The 13,626-nt window shown below is 43.6% G+C and carries 9 protein-coding genes and 2 pseudogenes; 1 reads left to right on the forward strand and 10 read right to left on the reverse strand.

Features of this window, described 5'->3' with window-relative positions; genetic code table 11:
* Nucleotides 1–111: 111 nt before the first annotated feature.
* Entirely contained in the window at nucleotides 112–1,008 is an 897-nt protein-coding gene (locus tag SPUTW3181_RS04775) for a DUF72 domain-containing protein (protein WP_011788305.1), read from the reverse strand.
* A 393-nt stretch (nucleotides 1,009–1,401) separates the two neighbouring features.
* Between SPUTW3181_RS04775 and SPUTW3181_RS04780 the strand changes: the two genes are divergently transcribed.
* Nucleotides 1,402–2,829, forward strand: a complete 1,428-nt coding sequence (locus SPUTW3181_RS04780) for a GGDEF domain-containing protein (protein ID WP_011788306.1) — start codon at nucleotides 1,402–1,404, stop codon at nucleotides 2,827–2,829.
* Nucleotides 2,830–2,956: 127 nt separating this feature from the next.
* Here the strand turns inward: SPUTW3181_RS04780 and SPUTW3181_RS04785 are convergent.
* The 9 genes and pseudogenes from SPUTW3181_RS04785 to SPUTW3181_RS04825 all read right to left on the reverse strand — a co-directional run.
* A pseudogene (locus tag SPUTW3181_RS04785) lies at nucleotides 2,957–4,648 on the reverse strand (methyl-accepting chemotaxis protein); the annotation flags it as partial.
* 15 nt (nucleotides 4,649–4,663) lie between these two features.
* Nucleotides 4,664–6,274, reverse strand: a complete 1,611-nt coding sequence (locus SPUTW3181_RS04790) for an IS1634-like element ISSpu7 family transposase (RefSeq protein WP_011787758.1) — start codon at nucleotides 6,272–6,274, stop codon at nucleotides 4,664–4,666.
* Nucleotides 6,275–6,397: 123 nt separating this feature from the next.
* A pseudogene (locus tag SPUTW3181_RS04795) lies at nucleotides 6,398–6,616 on the reverse strand (methyl-accepting chemotaxis protein); the annotation flags it as partial.
* Between the two features lie 209 nt (nucleotides 6,617–6,825).
* Complete coding sequence (pepN, locus tag SPUTW3181_RS04800) at nucleotides 6,826–9,459, reverse strand: aminopeptidase N (protein ID WP_011788309.1); 2,634 nt, start codon at nucleotides 9,457–9,459, stop codon at nucleotides 6,826–6,828.
* A 256-nt stretch (nucleotides 9,460–9,715) separates the two neighbouring features.
* Nucleotides 9,716–10,309, reverse strand: a complete 594-nt coding sequence (lpoB, locus tag SPUTW3181_RS04805; RefSeq protein WP_014611191.1) for a penicillin-binding protein activator LpoB — start codon at nucleotides 10,307–10,309, stop codon at nucleotides 9,716–9,718.
* Between the two features lie 69 nt (nucleotides 10,310–10,378).
* A complete protein-coding gene (locus tag SPUTW3181_RS04810; RefSeq protein WP_011788311.1) occupies nucleotides 10,379–11,782 on the reverse strand; it encodes a COG3014 family protein in 1,404 nt (467 codons plus the stop codon).
* Nucleotides 11,782–12,327 (reverse strand): peptide deformylase, encoded by a 546-nt coding sequence (gene def / locus SPUTW3181_RS04815; protein WP_011788312.1) that lies wholly within the window; start codon nucleotides 12,325–12,327, stop codon nucleotides 11,782–11,784. The genes SPUTW3181_RS04810 and def overlap by 1 nt, the downstream gene beginning before the upstream one ends.
* A gap of 53 nt (nucleotides 12,328–12,380) precedes the next feature.
* A complete protein-coding gene (locus tag SPUTW3181_RS04820) occupies nucleotides 12,381–12,593 on the reverse strand; it encodes a SlyX family protein (protein ID WP_011788313.1) in 213 nt (70 codons plus the stop codon).
* 9 nt (nucleotides 12,594–12,602) lie between these two features.
* Nucleotides 12,603–13,553: a WD40 repeat domain-containing protein gene (locus SPUTW3181_RS04825; protein ID WP_011788314.1), complete on the reverse strand. Its 951-nt coding sequence runs from the start codon at nucleotides 13,551–13,553 to the stop codon at nucleotides 12,603–12,605.
* Between the last annotated feature and the right edge of the window lie 73 nt (nucleotides 13,554–13,626).

Below are 13,626 nucleotides of genomic sequence, written 5' to 3' on the forward strand. Positions count from 1 at the left end.
CGTTACCTTGCAGAAAAGTGAGTTCACTTGCGACAGGAATAATCCTGAAGCGTCCACACACTCTAGCACATCAAAAATGTATATATCCGTCATCGTGTTGACTGTGAGTTTTCACCAATCTAACCCCATTTGTGCACTCTTTTCCTCTGCTTTTTTCTCAAGCAGTTTGATGTCGGCGAGTTGAATGTGCTCTGCAATGTGGAGCTGCAGTTTGCGATATAAACGAGCGGCGAGTTCAGGTGCAGTTTGATTATCTGGGGTATGAATAAATAAGTAGGGCTCACGGCCTTCGTTCAACCAGAGTGTGAGTTGCTTAAGCCAATGGGTAAAAAAGGCATCATTATCCTTAGGTAAAGCTGTGGTTCCGAGTTGTGTCAGCAGAGCCAGCGTACCGTCGGCTTGGCCGATAAAGCGTACAACGGGATTATTCGCTGTGGCTATTGGGTGCACTGGAACTCGTGGTTTTTTCTTGTGGGCATCAATAATGGTTTCATTGAAAGGCGGTAGGGCAAATACGGGTCGGCTATCCATAATGATTCGATTGACTTTTTTATCTATTAACAATCGATTGAGTGTTCGCTCTGCATCACCTTTGGCAAAAAATGCAAAGTGCCTGACTTCGACGCCATAGGTCAATCCTTGGGGAACGTGATCTAAAAATCGTGCCAATACTGGAAGTTGTTCAGGCCCAAAATGAGCGGGGAGTTGGATTTTCCATATGCCTGTTTTCTCGATTAATGGCGCCATAATATGGAAAAAATCCCGCAGATCTTGATTACAATCTTGAAGCTGTTTCTGATGGGTAATACGTTGAGGCAATTTGAACGTGAAGCGAAAATTATCGGGAGTCGCACTGTGCCAATTTAAAACGGTTTGTGGTGCTGGAGTGGCATAAAAACTGGTATTACCTTCAACAGAATTGAAAATATGAGCATAGTGTGCGAGCCGTTCTGTTGCTTTAGTTTGATGGCCGTAAACACTGTCTTGCCAGCTTTGATGTGACCACATCGCTAACCCCAGACGCAACTGTCTGGGACGATAAGGTGGTGAGCTTAATGAATTCAATCGCAAATCTCTAGCATCATTAAAATGGATTAATCATCTATTTATATCAAACAACTTAGTATGTTCAAAAGAGTCATGTATTGTTGTTATGACTATCTTTGTTTGCCGATATCAGTGAATGGCAACCTAAAGCCAATAGAGAATGGATTGGTTTTGCAAATTAACCTACTCTAATAGTGTGTTATTGTTGGAATAAGCAAACAAGTTGATAAATCACTCTATGCAAAGACGGATAAGGTTAAGCTAATTTGTAGGTTATTTAGATTTAAGTATATGTCTTAGTTAACTTTTTAGCCAATAAAGACACTTGCTTTCTGGATGTCATTGGAGATCTGCGTGAATAATGATGAATACACTTCCCTAAGTCAGTTTATTGATCTGCTGTTGGATGCGATCTGTGTTGTCGATAAAACGGGGCGGTTTGAATTTGTTAGTGCAGGAGCAGAACGAATTTTTGGTTACACCCCAGAAGAAATGATTGGTATGCAGATGCTAGAGCTTGTATTACCTGAAGATAGAGAGCGCACGTTAGCGACAGCTAAAGAAATTATGGATGGTCGTTTTAAGGTTGACTTTGAAAATCGCTATGTGCGAAAAGATGGTTCAATAGTCGATATTCTTTGGTCTGCTCGTTGGTCAGAGGACCATCAGCAGCGTGTCGCTGTTGCTCGAGATATTACGAAGAGAAAAAATGCCGAGCGTAGACAGGCGGCCTTGTATGAAATCTCAGAAGCTGTGCATGTGACAGAGGATTTACTGGCACTATACCAACATATTCACCAAATTATGGCAAAGTTACTCCCTGCAGAGAATTTTGCTATTGCACTTTATGATCAAGATTTACAAGAGCTTAGTTTTCCGTATCGGGTTAGCACCCAAGAAAACTCGGCTGTAGACATTGAAAGTTTTCGCGTATTTACTGAACAAGTGATCCAAAATGCAGAATCGATATTACTTTGCCCTATTAGCTTAAACGAGTATCCAAAAGGCGCCGCAGCCGAGTTAGGTAATAGCCGTTTAAGCTGGCTTGGCGTACCGCTTAAGTTACAAAAAGGGGTTATTGGTGCGTTAATGATGCATACCGACCCGACTTCTGCACCTTATACATATCAAGATTATGAGTTAGTTGAGTTTGTTTCAACCCAAATAGCCTTTGCTATTGAACGTCGACAAATGCTAGCTCGCCTAGAGCATATTGCTTTGTATGATCAATTAACTCAATTACCGAATCGAGCGTTGTTTTACGATCGGTTCCAAAAAGCCCTATCTCGGGCTCATCGGGAAGGGAGTTATTTTTCCTTACTGTATTTGGATCTTGATAAGTTTAAGTGGGTAAATGATACCTATGGACACAGTGTTGGGGATTTATTACTGCAAGTGACAGCGCAGCGTATACTTGGCTGTGTGAGAGCCTCTGATACAGTTGCCCGTTTTGGTGGCGATGAATTTGTGATTTTACTCGAACGAGTTGATTCTGCTAAAAATACCTTAGTAACGGCTCAAAAGATTTTACAAGTACTTAATCAACCCTTTGAGCTTATTGATCAGCAAGTTCAAATATTACCTAGCATCGGCATTGCTATGTATCCGGAACATGGTATCGATGAGAAACAACTGATTTCCTGTGCAGATACGGCTATGTATAAGGCCAAAAAGAACGGTGGTAATCGTATTGAGATGGCATATCAAGGTTTAAGATCTATCTTTGTTGATACGATACTGCCGCTCGAGCTACACCCCACTAATGCTAAAAAAGTCATTTAACATTTGATGTTAAAGCATCAATTATTGGTTAATGAATAAGACTTAGTTATTAAAACTTAGTGATTAAAACAATGCCCGATAATGTTATCCATTGTCGGGCATTGTTTTATCAGAAGATTTTTCTTTCTTATAGCTTAAAGCGGTTTACTTCCTGTTGGAGCGAAGCCGCTAAATGGGCGAGTTCTTGTGCTTGAACCATAGAGGTTTGCGCCTCAATTGAGAGATTTTCAGAGACTTCACGAATAGACTCTGTATTGCGGTTTATCTCACTGGTGACAGAGGTTTGTTCCTCGGCGGCAGTGGCAATTTGGCTCGCCATATCTGAAATATCATTAATCGCTTTACTTATTTGCAATAAACTTTCGCTAGCAGAATTGGCATCGGCAACACTGGTTTCTGCCATTCCATGACTTTGTGTCATCGATTTTACGGCTTTGGCTGCCGTTTGTTGTAGGGTTTCGATCATGGCTTGAATTTCTTGGGTTGATGAATGTGTTCGTTGCGATAATACGCGCACTTCATCGGCAACCACGGCAAAACCACGACCTTGTTCGCCAGCTCTTGCAGCCTCAATCGCCGCGTTTAAGGCGAGCAGGTTGGTTTGCTCTGCAATGCCACTAATAGTCAACAAAATACTGTTGATCTTCTGCGAGTGCTCATTAAGTTCACCTATGATACGGCCTGCGGTTTCCACCTCATTCGCAAGGTTGCGAATGGATTGCTGGCTCTGTACTACTTGTTTTTGGCCATGATTAGAAAGACTAACTGCATTTTGTGCCGTTTGCGCAGTATGCTCCGCATTACTGGCTATCTCTTCGGTTGCACTGGCCATTTCGGTAACTGCAGTCGCAACCATTGTCACTTCATCCTGCTGAACGGCAATACGTTGACTATTATCCGTCGCAGAAGCACTGCTGCCTTGGGCTTGATACTCAAGTTGCCCCGCAATTTTATGCATGCGGGAGATCATGCCATGAAGACGTTCCACAAAGCGGTTAAAACCTGAAGCCAACATCCCTATTTCATCGTGACTGTTTGCGGTGTGAATTCGTACGGTTAAGTCGCCATCACCTTCGGCAATATCATTAAGGGCTTGGGCAACGCGTTCGAGATCTTTAAACTGAATTTTAAAAATACCAATTAAAATCAAACCAAATAGAATTAAAAGTGCGATCCCCATCACTGACATCCACCAGGCGAGATCCGTTGCCTGTGACATGATCTCCTGCTTATCCATCACGAAAATCAGCGCCCAGTCGGTCGAAGGAACGGCGGCAACATACACCAGTTTGGTTGCGCCATCTAAATAGCGTTCTTCCATCGTATTGGCGCTTGCGTTTTTGGATAACCAGCCAGAGGTAAAATTACTATCTATTTTATCCATTTGCTGGGTATTAAGCTGGCTATTGGGGTGACTAATAATGAGTCCAGCATTATCGACCATAACAGTGTAGCCTTTGCCTGGTACTTGTAAGCGCTGCACAGCATCTGTTAGCTGATCGATTGTTAAGTTAGCCGCCGCAACACCGAAAAGTCGGCCTGATACTATAACTGGCTCAGCAATAGTGACGACTTGTTTTTTCAGCGTTGCGCTGACATAAGGTGCTGTCATAACCATAGCGTTCGCAGCTTTAGCGTCCATATACCAAGGCCGAATTCTAGGATCGTAATTTGCAGTATTGAGTGCAGGATCTTGGCGGTACATTTCACCTTGTTCATCGCCAAAATAAGTGAGCGCAAACCCCATCGCATTATGGGCTTGAAGCAAATAGGGTGTCACTTGCACACTGGGATCGGCTTCTATGGTTCTTTTAACCGACATTCCGCAGCTAATTTAGGAATAAACTACCTCATAGAATCTACCGAGTAATTTGAGTAGTTGTGTTTGGTGATCTTGAAGTCCAGTGATGAACCTTTGGCCGTTAATCTCTAGCGTATCTATGCCTTCGAATTGCAAGAAGACCCAACGTGCCGTCGGTCTGGAGGTCGTCTTGTTCTTTACCATACTTGGGAAGAACGCTTCGGTTTGTGCGAGTTGTTCTCTGATTTTGTGTTCTAAACTAGCGTAAACAAGCAAGCTCAACGTCATTATCATTAGCAACGCTTCAATGCGCTCAGGCTTTTTCAAGAAGATGGAAGAGGTTAAAAACTCAGGGCTTTTTAGAAAACGGAAGCCGCGCTCGACTTTTTGTTGCGATTTGTAATGTGCTAGAAGAGCCGCCATGGTGAGTGCTTCATTGTCGGTGTCATTCGTCGCGAGGATAAACATGCCTACTTTGAGCTTAGCCAGTTTTACTTTTTCTAGGTCGGTGAAGGGGGCGGCTTCGATAAAGTATTGGTATCCTGTCGGTGCTTCATCTGTCTTTGGGCGGCCCGAATGAGAGTAAGTCGGCTGTTTGATGAGAGTGCCTTGTTCAAACCCAAGTAAGTCACATTGTTTCTTGAAATCGTTAAACGCTAATTCTGCGTCAACTTCACAAGCGAATGGTTTTTTACTTAGCTTTTCCAACGCTTTGATTTCTTTTGCTATGTTTTTCTCTAAGTTCTTGAAGAAAGTGATTTCTTCCCGCTTGGTGGCCTGTTCACTGTGAACGAGCAACCAACGTTGATTGACCTTTCCGTAATCCGAGTCTATCCAACATCCTGAGTAGCCATGACCGATAGTGCTTAATTGCTCTGGCTCTAGCGCAAGTAGTGCTTGTTTTGCGAGCTTGATGGTCATGGGGACACGGGTAATGAATTTTTGATTTTGCTCATCTAGCGAGGAGATGCTTTCTTCGGTGTACAAAGCGGCATCAGCGATAAAGTAACGACTATTTTGCGCGGCTTTTAGGCAATGTATGTGTCTTTTAGTGACTTCAGCGAATGCCTTGGCATCATTGGTGTTACCACTCAGTGCTTGCATGTAAACAGGAATACCTGCTTGGTTTTCACAGATGAGTTCAAGCACGACTTGGTTAAGCTCTGGCCTATGATCCCGACTATAACCTCTTACAAGCTTAATCACGTTGGTGTTTTCATCTTGTGCATACTCACCATCAACGTGGAAGCTAGTGATATCAAGATGAACAGAATCGGTCGTCAAGCCCAGTTTATCAACAACACGCTCAGCAATAACCTGATAGAGCGCTGAGACATCGGCTTCGTATAGAGCATCTAATGTGCGGCCTAGTACATCATCAGTCAGGTGGTGTGCTTCAATGTCTTTGGCGAGTAGCTTAGATACAGGCTTGGTCTTAAAAAAGTCCGAGAACATGTGCAGTGTTCTGCTATGAAAGCCAAGTCCATTTAGGAGCATGGCCAATACCGCGTCACCATGAGAAACATTGTGGTCAGAATATTTTGGGATAACGGCATCTATCATCCGTGGCAGGCCAATTTCGTGACAAAAGGCGGCAATGAGACCAAGGTGATCTAAGCGTTTAATAACAGGATGGGTAGACATATTTTGAGACCGTCAAATAGCAGTAATAGATCAAAACTGTCGATCGCGGTCAAGATGGTGTCGTAGTTTTTATGAAAAGCTGATCGCCAGATCACACTATTTAAATTCTGGAATTAGCTGCGGAATGACGGTTTTAAGGCTAGTAATAGCCGTTTTCCTATCCTGCATCCACAAACCGATACCTTGAGCAAAAGTGTTTGCCAGTTGGTCGATTTCATGTCGAGTATTTTCTAATGCATTATTGCGAATAAAGTAACTTGAAATGCTCACTAACACAGCAACAGTGATCAAAACGGCAGAAAGACTACTGAAAAGTAGGCGAGTTTTAAGTGTGGATCGCATATTTCATTCCTTAATATTCCGTTAGCACTCTAACGTCTATTGAGTATAGCGGCTGAAAATGTCAACGCCTTAATAGGTAACGAAATATTTAAAGGATATGTGATCGTGATTGAGCCTAAGAATTAGACACTCATTTTAATGTAGCTTTATCTCCAAATATAAAAAGAGGCTCCTAGGAGCCTCTTAATAGTATGGTTCTTTAATCAAACTTAATGGGTCATTTTATTTTTTATTTGTACACATTGCTGTTCTCTTTGGCGCTTTTCGAGCAAGGCGCGGCGGGTGAGGTTGGTTAAACCTGTCTGGCTATCCAGCACTTTATCCAATGCGGCAATACTTGTGTAATTGCAGTCGGTTGGGATCAAATTATGGCTATAGCTACGCATAAAGACCGGCCCCTTTTTATCCATATCGATAAGGTTTGCCAAGCGTTCTTCTGCCGTGGCAGCACTGAGCAGTTTTTGCTCCGCAGGGTACAAGTTTTCCATCACGATACGCTGTTTAGCGAAAGGCAATGCATCTAAGTGGACTTTACTTAACCAGCGGCGTTTGGCTGTTGCTTCTGGACGGATAACCTCTGCTGCAAGGGCGGCTTTCTGGCCTGAGTCTGAGTTATCCTTTGCCGCTTCTTGAGTTAAGCGTTGCAAGGCATTAGGGAAGTCATAGCGATTCAGCTGAGTAATAATTGCCCAGCGTAAATCTTGATCTAGGGTTAAACCTTTAATTTTCGAAGTCCCATCTAACAGTTGTGCGAGATGGCGCAGTGAATCGCGATCGCTTGCCAGTTTTATATAGGCATTAAACCAACGGCGCTGGAAATCATTATCGCCCCTGCTTTCCATGGTTTTTCTAAGGCTCATTTGAGTTAAGCCTTTCACTGCATTTTCGGCATAATTTTGTTGAATGGGTGCGATTTGCGCGAGGTATTCTTTTGAGCTCAATAGACTCGAAATAATTTGACCGACAACGGTGTAATCCGCCTCTGCTGGTGCATTTACAAATACTGTGCTGAGGTATTGCTCTAAACTTAAATGGCCTTCACGCACACTGTCCCAGAGACTCTGCCAGAGCATGGAGCGTAGCAGGGGATCTGACACATTACTCAGTTGTTGTTTTGCCGTAGTAAAGGATTTGTCATCGAGTGCTACTTTAACAAAGCCCCAATCATCAAAGTTTGGATACACTAAATCGGGGCAGCGTTCGCCGACCAGTTGTTTGACTTCGGTACGAGCCCCTTTATAAGTGACGGGGACGGTAATCTCATTTCTGAGGTCATATCGCCCTTGAGTAAATAAAGCGACTTGAACCTTTTGTTCACGCAATGTGGGAAGGTCGGCACTGGCGGGGAACTGTAATAGATTAAATTCAGTAATACGATTACCTTCGCAGCGATAGTCGGCTTTGATGGTATTGACTCCAGCACTATAGAGCCATTCCTGCGTCCATACCTTTAAATCACGGCCAGCAGCTTTGGCTAGGCTATTGATAAAGTCGTCAAGTTCCGCATTTTTATAGCTGTACTCTTTTAGGTAGTTGCTTACACCACGCCTAAATACCATATCACCTAATAAGTGTTGTAATTGCTTTAGGGTCGATGCCCCCTTTTGGTAGGTGATGGCATCAATATTATCGAAGGCATTTTGGGTGGTAGCCACAGGCACTTCAATGGGATGTGTCGTCACTAAGCTGTCTTGTTCATAGGCTTTTTGTTTACCTTGGGCGTAAAAACTACGCCAAGTATTGGTAAATTCGGTTGCTTCTTGGGTCGCTAGCATCCCCATAAAAGAGGCAAAACTTTCGTTTAACCACAGGCCATTCCACCATTTCATGGTGACAAGATCGCCAAACCATTGGTGTGCCATTTCGTGCATGATAACACTTGCCAAACTCTGCTTTTGATCCGCTGTCATCGCAGCTTTGTAAAGAAAATGATCTTCTGCAAAGGTGACTGCGCCTGCATTTTCCATTGCGCCATAGAGAAAATCAGGCACGAGAAGTTGATCATACTTTTTAAAGGGATAAGGGATACCAAAGTAGTTATCGAAGAAGGTCAATCCTTGTTTGGTATAGGTGAACCAATCTTCTGGCGTAACTTGTTTTGCCACTGATTCCCTTGCAAATAATCGCATCGGATAGCGGCCAGAGTTATCTTGCCACATATGATAAGGTCCGGCATGCATCGAAAAATTATACGGGCTTAATTTGGGGGTTTGCGGAAACTCCCAGCGATTAAAGGCGCCTGCTGGGGTGACGCTCGTTTCACGCATCGTGCTTATCACTTGCCAATCTTTAGGGGCCGTAACGGTAATTTGATAATTGGCTTTGAGATCGGGCTGGTCAAATACGGCAAACATTTGCTGGGCAGCAGCGGGTTCAAAATGGGAATAAAGATAGACCTTTCCATCGACAGGATCTTGGAAACGATGTAAGCCTTCGCCATTGGTGCTGTGTGCGCGGGTAAATTGTACTTCCACCGTGTTCTCGCCCGAGGTGAGTAAACGTGGATTTAGGCTGATATAGGCACCATTGTAGTTGGGGTAAACGGCAGTGCCGTTGATAGTAAAGCGTTTTATTTGGGCTTTGCTTAAATCTAAACTCAGCTGTTTTGGTACTTCACTTAAACGAAAAGTGACCTTAGTGCTGGCAGAGAATTCTGTTTCACCTGTCAGTTGAAAATCCAGTTCATAGCGGACATCTGAAATTACCTGCGATCGCAGGCTTGCCTGATACTGGCTGATATACGGGCTGGCATCTCTAGGGCCTGTATTAAGCGTGCTTTGGGTGGCACATGACATTAATGCGCCACAGGTTAAGGCAATTAGGCTAGTTTTAAACAAATTCACAACATAAATCCTTCAACGATTTGTTTTTCTTGTTTACGTTTGAGATGTGCGACGCTTTTTTAATCGCGCCAGTTACTTTAGCGGTTAATAATAGTTCACGCTATAGCGGGGCTGGGGCGCAGTCATCGCAGTGTATTTTGGCCGAGTACACTACCTTATTTACCTTGGATAACCAATGTTAAAAATGTAAAAAAAGCCAGCAATGATGCTGGCTTTTGTATGAATGTTAATTACTGCTGGGTATTCAGCGTGATAATTACATACCTAAGAAAGACTTAGATTTCGTTTTACGGATTTCTTTTTCGTCAGACCATTCAATCAGCCCTGTTTCTAAATCCATTAAACGCATGGTCATTTTATAGTAAACATCTTTGGTGCTGCCATCTTGCTTCACTATGCTAGATAGATTGCCGTACAGCATGTATTGAGCACCAATTTGGCGACCGAATTTAATAGCTGTAGATGGATCAACCATGCCAGTATTGTTTTGGTAGTCCAACTGTTTGCGAACGGAGTCAACTTTAGTCATATCGATAAAGCGGAACTTGCCAGAACGCAGTAATTTGTTGCTGATAGAGTCTGTAACTGACTCAGTATCAATATGTTCAGACGTTTTGTTTTTGATGCTATCAACAAATAAAATCGGGCGGTTATTAGCCGTAATTGCCACGATAGGAGGGAAAGTCATCATGCTATCGACCATTTTAGCTGCAATAGCCTGAAGATCGGTTGAGCCAAAGTTTGCGTTGACGGTTTCAACTTCAGTCGCATCGCCATATTCGACTTTAGATTGACATGCAGCCAGGCCCATTACGGCAGCCAGCACAAAAATCAGTTTAAATTGTTTCATAGTCAGTTCCATTTTGTGATTGTATAAACTTAATGACACTCGTTTTATCCAAAAGTCTTCACCGCTAGGTTAAATGATTATTGAATAAATTCGAGTGTAATTACCAGTATCAATTGCCCAGACTAAGGTGGTTTTGCCTGCTGCAATGTCAATTTTAGCTGGCGGCGCCTTATCTAATTGCAAAGTGTATTCCCCTGCATTGAGATAACGCCTGCCGATTTGTGCTTGTTTAGGGAGCGTCAACCAACTGCGACGGTCCGCTTGTTCCGTTACTACGTTAAAGATTTGCATCGCTATGCTGCCAATATCGGCGGCATTATTCCCTGGTCGACCACTTTTTTCTATCTGATAGGCCATTTCTGATTTTGCATAGACACGGGCGACTTGACGCACAAGTGTTGCAGGTAAATCTTCTTTTAGTGCAGTGATGGCTAAGGCATCAATATTGGCAATGGGTTCCGTTTTTAGCACTGTACCCAAACCCTGAATTTGCGTCTCTGGTACAAAAGTATTGTTTGGGCCATAGGTTGCAAGTGATACGGTTTGCCAGTTGCCATGTATGGTAAATGGCACAGTAAGCGCTTGCTTTTCGGGGACAAAACCGCGCTCAACCATAAGGATAACTTGCCCTTCGTTCGGCTTAGGTAAAGTTGCTTCACCCCAACGTCGTTTAAATTCATCGTATTGTGGCATACCAAGTTGTTTGGCGAGGCGAACTAAATCCTGTTGTAAATAGGTATTATCAGGGGTAATTTGCGCCGCTTTTCGGTAATCAATAAAGGCATCGTTGGGTTCACCTAAGACTTCGTGAAGCACACCTGTAGTGTAATAACTGTAGGCGTTTAAGAAGGAGCTTGTGATAGTGCCTGCTGCTTGCCCAAGGCGATTGACCTCGGCATCCACAGTACCATTAGCCATAGCCTGTACCGATTTTTGTGATTTTTCATAGCGTTCTTGTTCAGAGCCTTGTAGCTCATTACTGCGACGAACTTCGACTAACGCACCTTGAAAATCACCACTGAACAAATAGTTAAGGGCTTGATATTGATGGAGCATAATGCGCTCATAACCCGGTCCTCGGTAGGGGATGGCATTGTCGTTTAAGACTAAGCTACTGGCTGTTGCACCTAAGTCACTAGCACTAATTTTGGCTTTATCATCGAAGGCGGTATAGGCACTGATGGCTTGCTGATAATATTTTTTACTATTGGCAAAATCTCCTGCAACTTGTGCGACTCGGCCTGCTTCTTGGGCGTAGAGTAAGCCGTCGTTACCTTGAATATTACTCGCGAGTTTATTGATGTCCGCCATCGGTGTTGCGCTATTGAGTTCTTGTTTTATCGGCGCGATTTGCGATGGATAGTTAATAAAAATACTGTTGTAGGCGCAGCCACTTACACCCAGCGCAAAACTGATTGCAAATATGGATGTGATGACAGGCTTAATGAAAGATGTGCTGAAGGTGGGTTTCATTATTGAGCATTACCTTCCGTTACTGTGTATTTTGAGTCTATGGGTATATGTGAGCGCTCAAGCAAGGTTATTCCCTGCAAATGGTCAAATTCGTGCTGAAAAATCCGCGCAATAAATCCCGAAAGTACCGCCTGTTGCCATTCACCCTGTAAATTTTGATAGCGTACTTCAATTCTGTCATGTCTTGGTATGATAAACCGTTGTTCTGGAACCGATAAACAGCCTTCTTCCCCTGCGTTGAGTTCATCCGATACGTTTAGGATTTGTGGATTAACAACGACGACAGGCGCCATATGAGGGGCGTCTGGATAACGAGCATTGGGACGAGAAGCCATAATAAACATCGCCAGCGGACTATGCACCTGAGGCGCCGCGATACCCACACCTTTAGCGGCCATCATACTGGCTGACATTTGTTCGGCTAAGTGAGTCAGTTTGGCGTCGAATTGACGGACTTCGATGGCGGTCTGCCTTAATATGGCTTCGCCATACTGCGCTATTGGGAGCGGGGCAGACATCTCTTTTAACTTCTCATCTCTAAACATCGCATATCCCTGGATATTCGTTTGCTATTTAGGGTGAACAAATTGGGTGAACATTAATAGTGTGGTGGTGGCGTTTCTTCTGCTTGCGTCGCAATATTACTCGGTTCCATTGCTTGTAATTTACCCACCAACAGTTGAATTTGATGCTGTTGATAGGCCACCAGTCTATTGAGTTTTATCACTTCTTGGTTTAATTCTTCGACGGTGAGTTCCTGAAAAGCCAATTTAGTTTGTAGCTCTTCAATCTGTTCTTGTACGCCTTGCATGACTAACCTCTATTGTTGCCAAGTCTCGACTAAGCCTTGGCTACTGATACTAACGACTTTATTGGTATCTCGAATTGCCACAGAGTATACAACGGCTCCACGTGTTTGGCTGTTTTTAGTGAGCGCAACTTGCCATTTACCAATTTGCTTGCCCGTATCTCGTTGCCAGAGTATGACTTCACGGGCGGGAGTTCCCGTTAACAACTGGCTGTCTTGCTGAGTAAAACGTACCGCTGAAAAGGTCATTTGTCGACGGTTAATCTTTAATTGATTTAAAAGCTTACCGCTTGCATTGTCCCATATTTTTGCTTCATTAGTACTGCCATTGGTAAAGCTTAAGCTGCCACTGTCGTTCAGTGCCACCTTAGTCACTCGACTGCCAATATCCCAAGTGTGGATAGGTTGTCCGGTTTGTGCCTGCCATAGTATGGCCTGCATATCATTTGACCCCGTCAAGGCTATACGACCATCGGCAGAGAGTGCAACACTGTTGACCCTTTCGGTATGCCCAAGAAATTTAATCAGTGCAGTTTTGTTAGCATTAAGCGACATAACACTGCCATCGTTTAATCCTATCAGTAGGGCGCCATTATCTGCGACAGCGACACTTTCTCCCGATGAGGGTAATGACCACCAACCGAATGATTTTCCGTCGGCTATTGTCCATAATGCAACTGAATCTCGGCTTAATGATGCCCCATAAAGTCCATTAGGTGATATCGCCGTACTTGTTACCCCTGTATTAATATCACCATGTATCCACTGATACCTTAAGGTGTGGCTGGTGAGATCCCAGCATTGCACACCATTATTTTGGGTGGCGACTAGGGCAAATTTGCCATTGTTTGACAGACTGGCGCTATAACTTGAATCAGTAGTGAGCACTTGAATATCTTCAGCTTTAGGCTGACAAGCAGTCAGAAAAGTTGTGCAAAGAACCAGCAGTAGAATTTTCTTCATGAACTTGCTCCTAAAGTCGGTGTCTCTAGTCTCGAGAAAGTGAGATTAATCACTATTAACCCATAAAGAATCT

The organism is Shewanella sp. W3-18-1 (assembly GCF_000015185.1).
In the GTDB taxonomy this organism is placed as follows: Bacteria; Pseudomonadota; Gammaproteobacteria; order Enterobacterales; family Shewanellaceae; genus Shewanella; species Shewanella putrefaciens.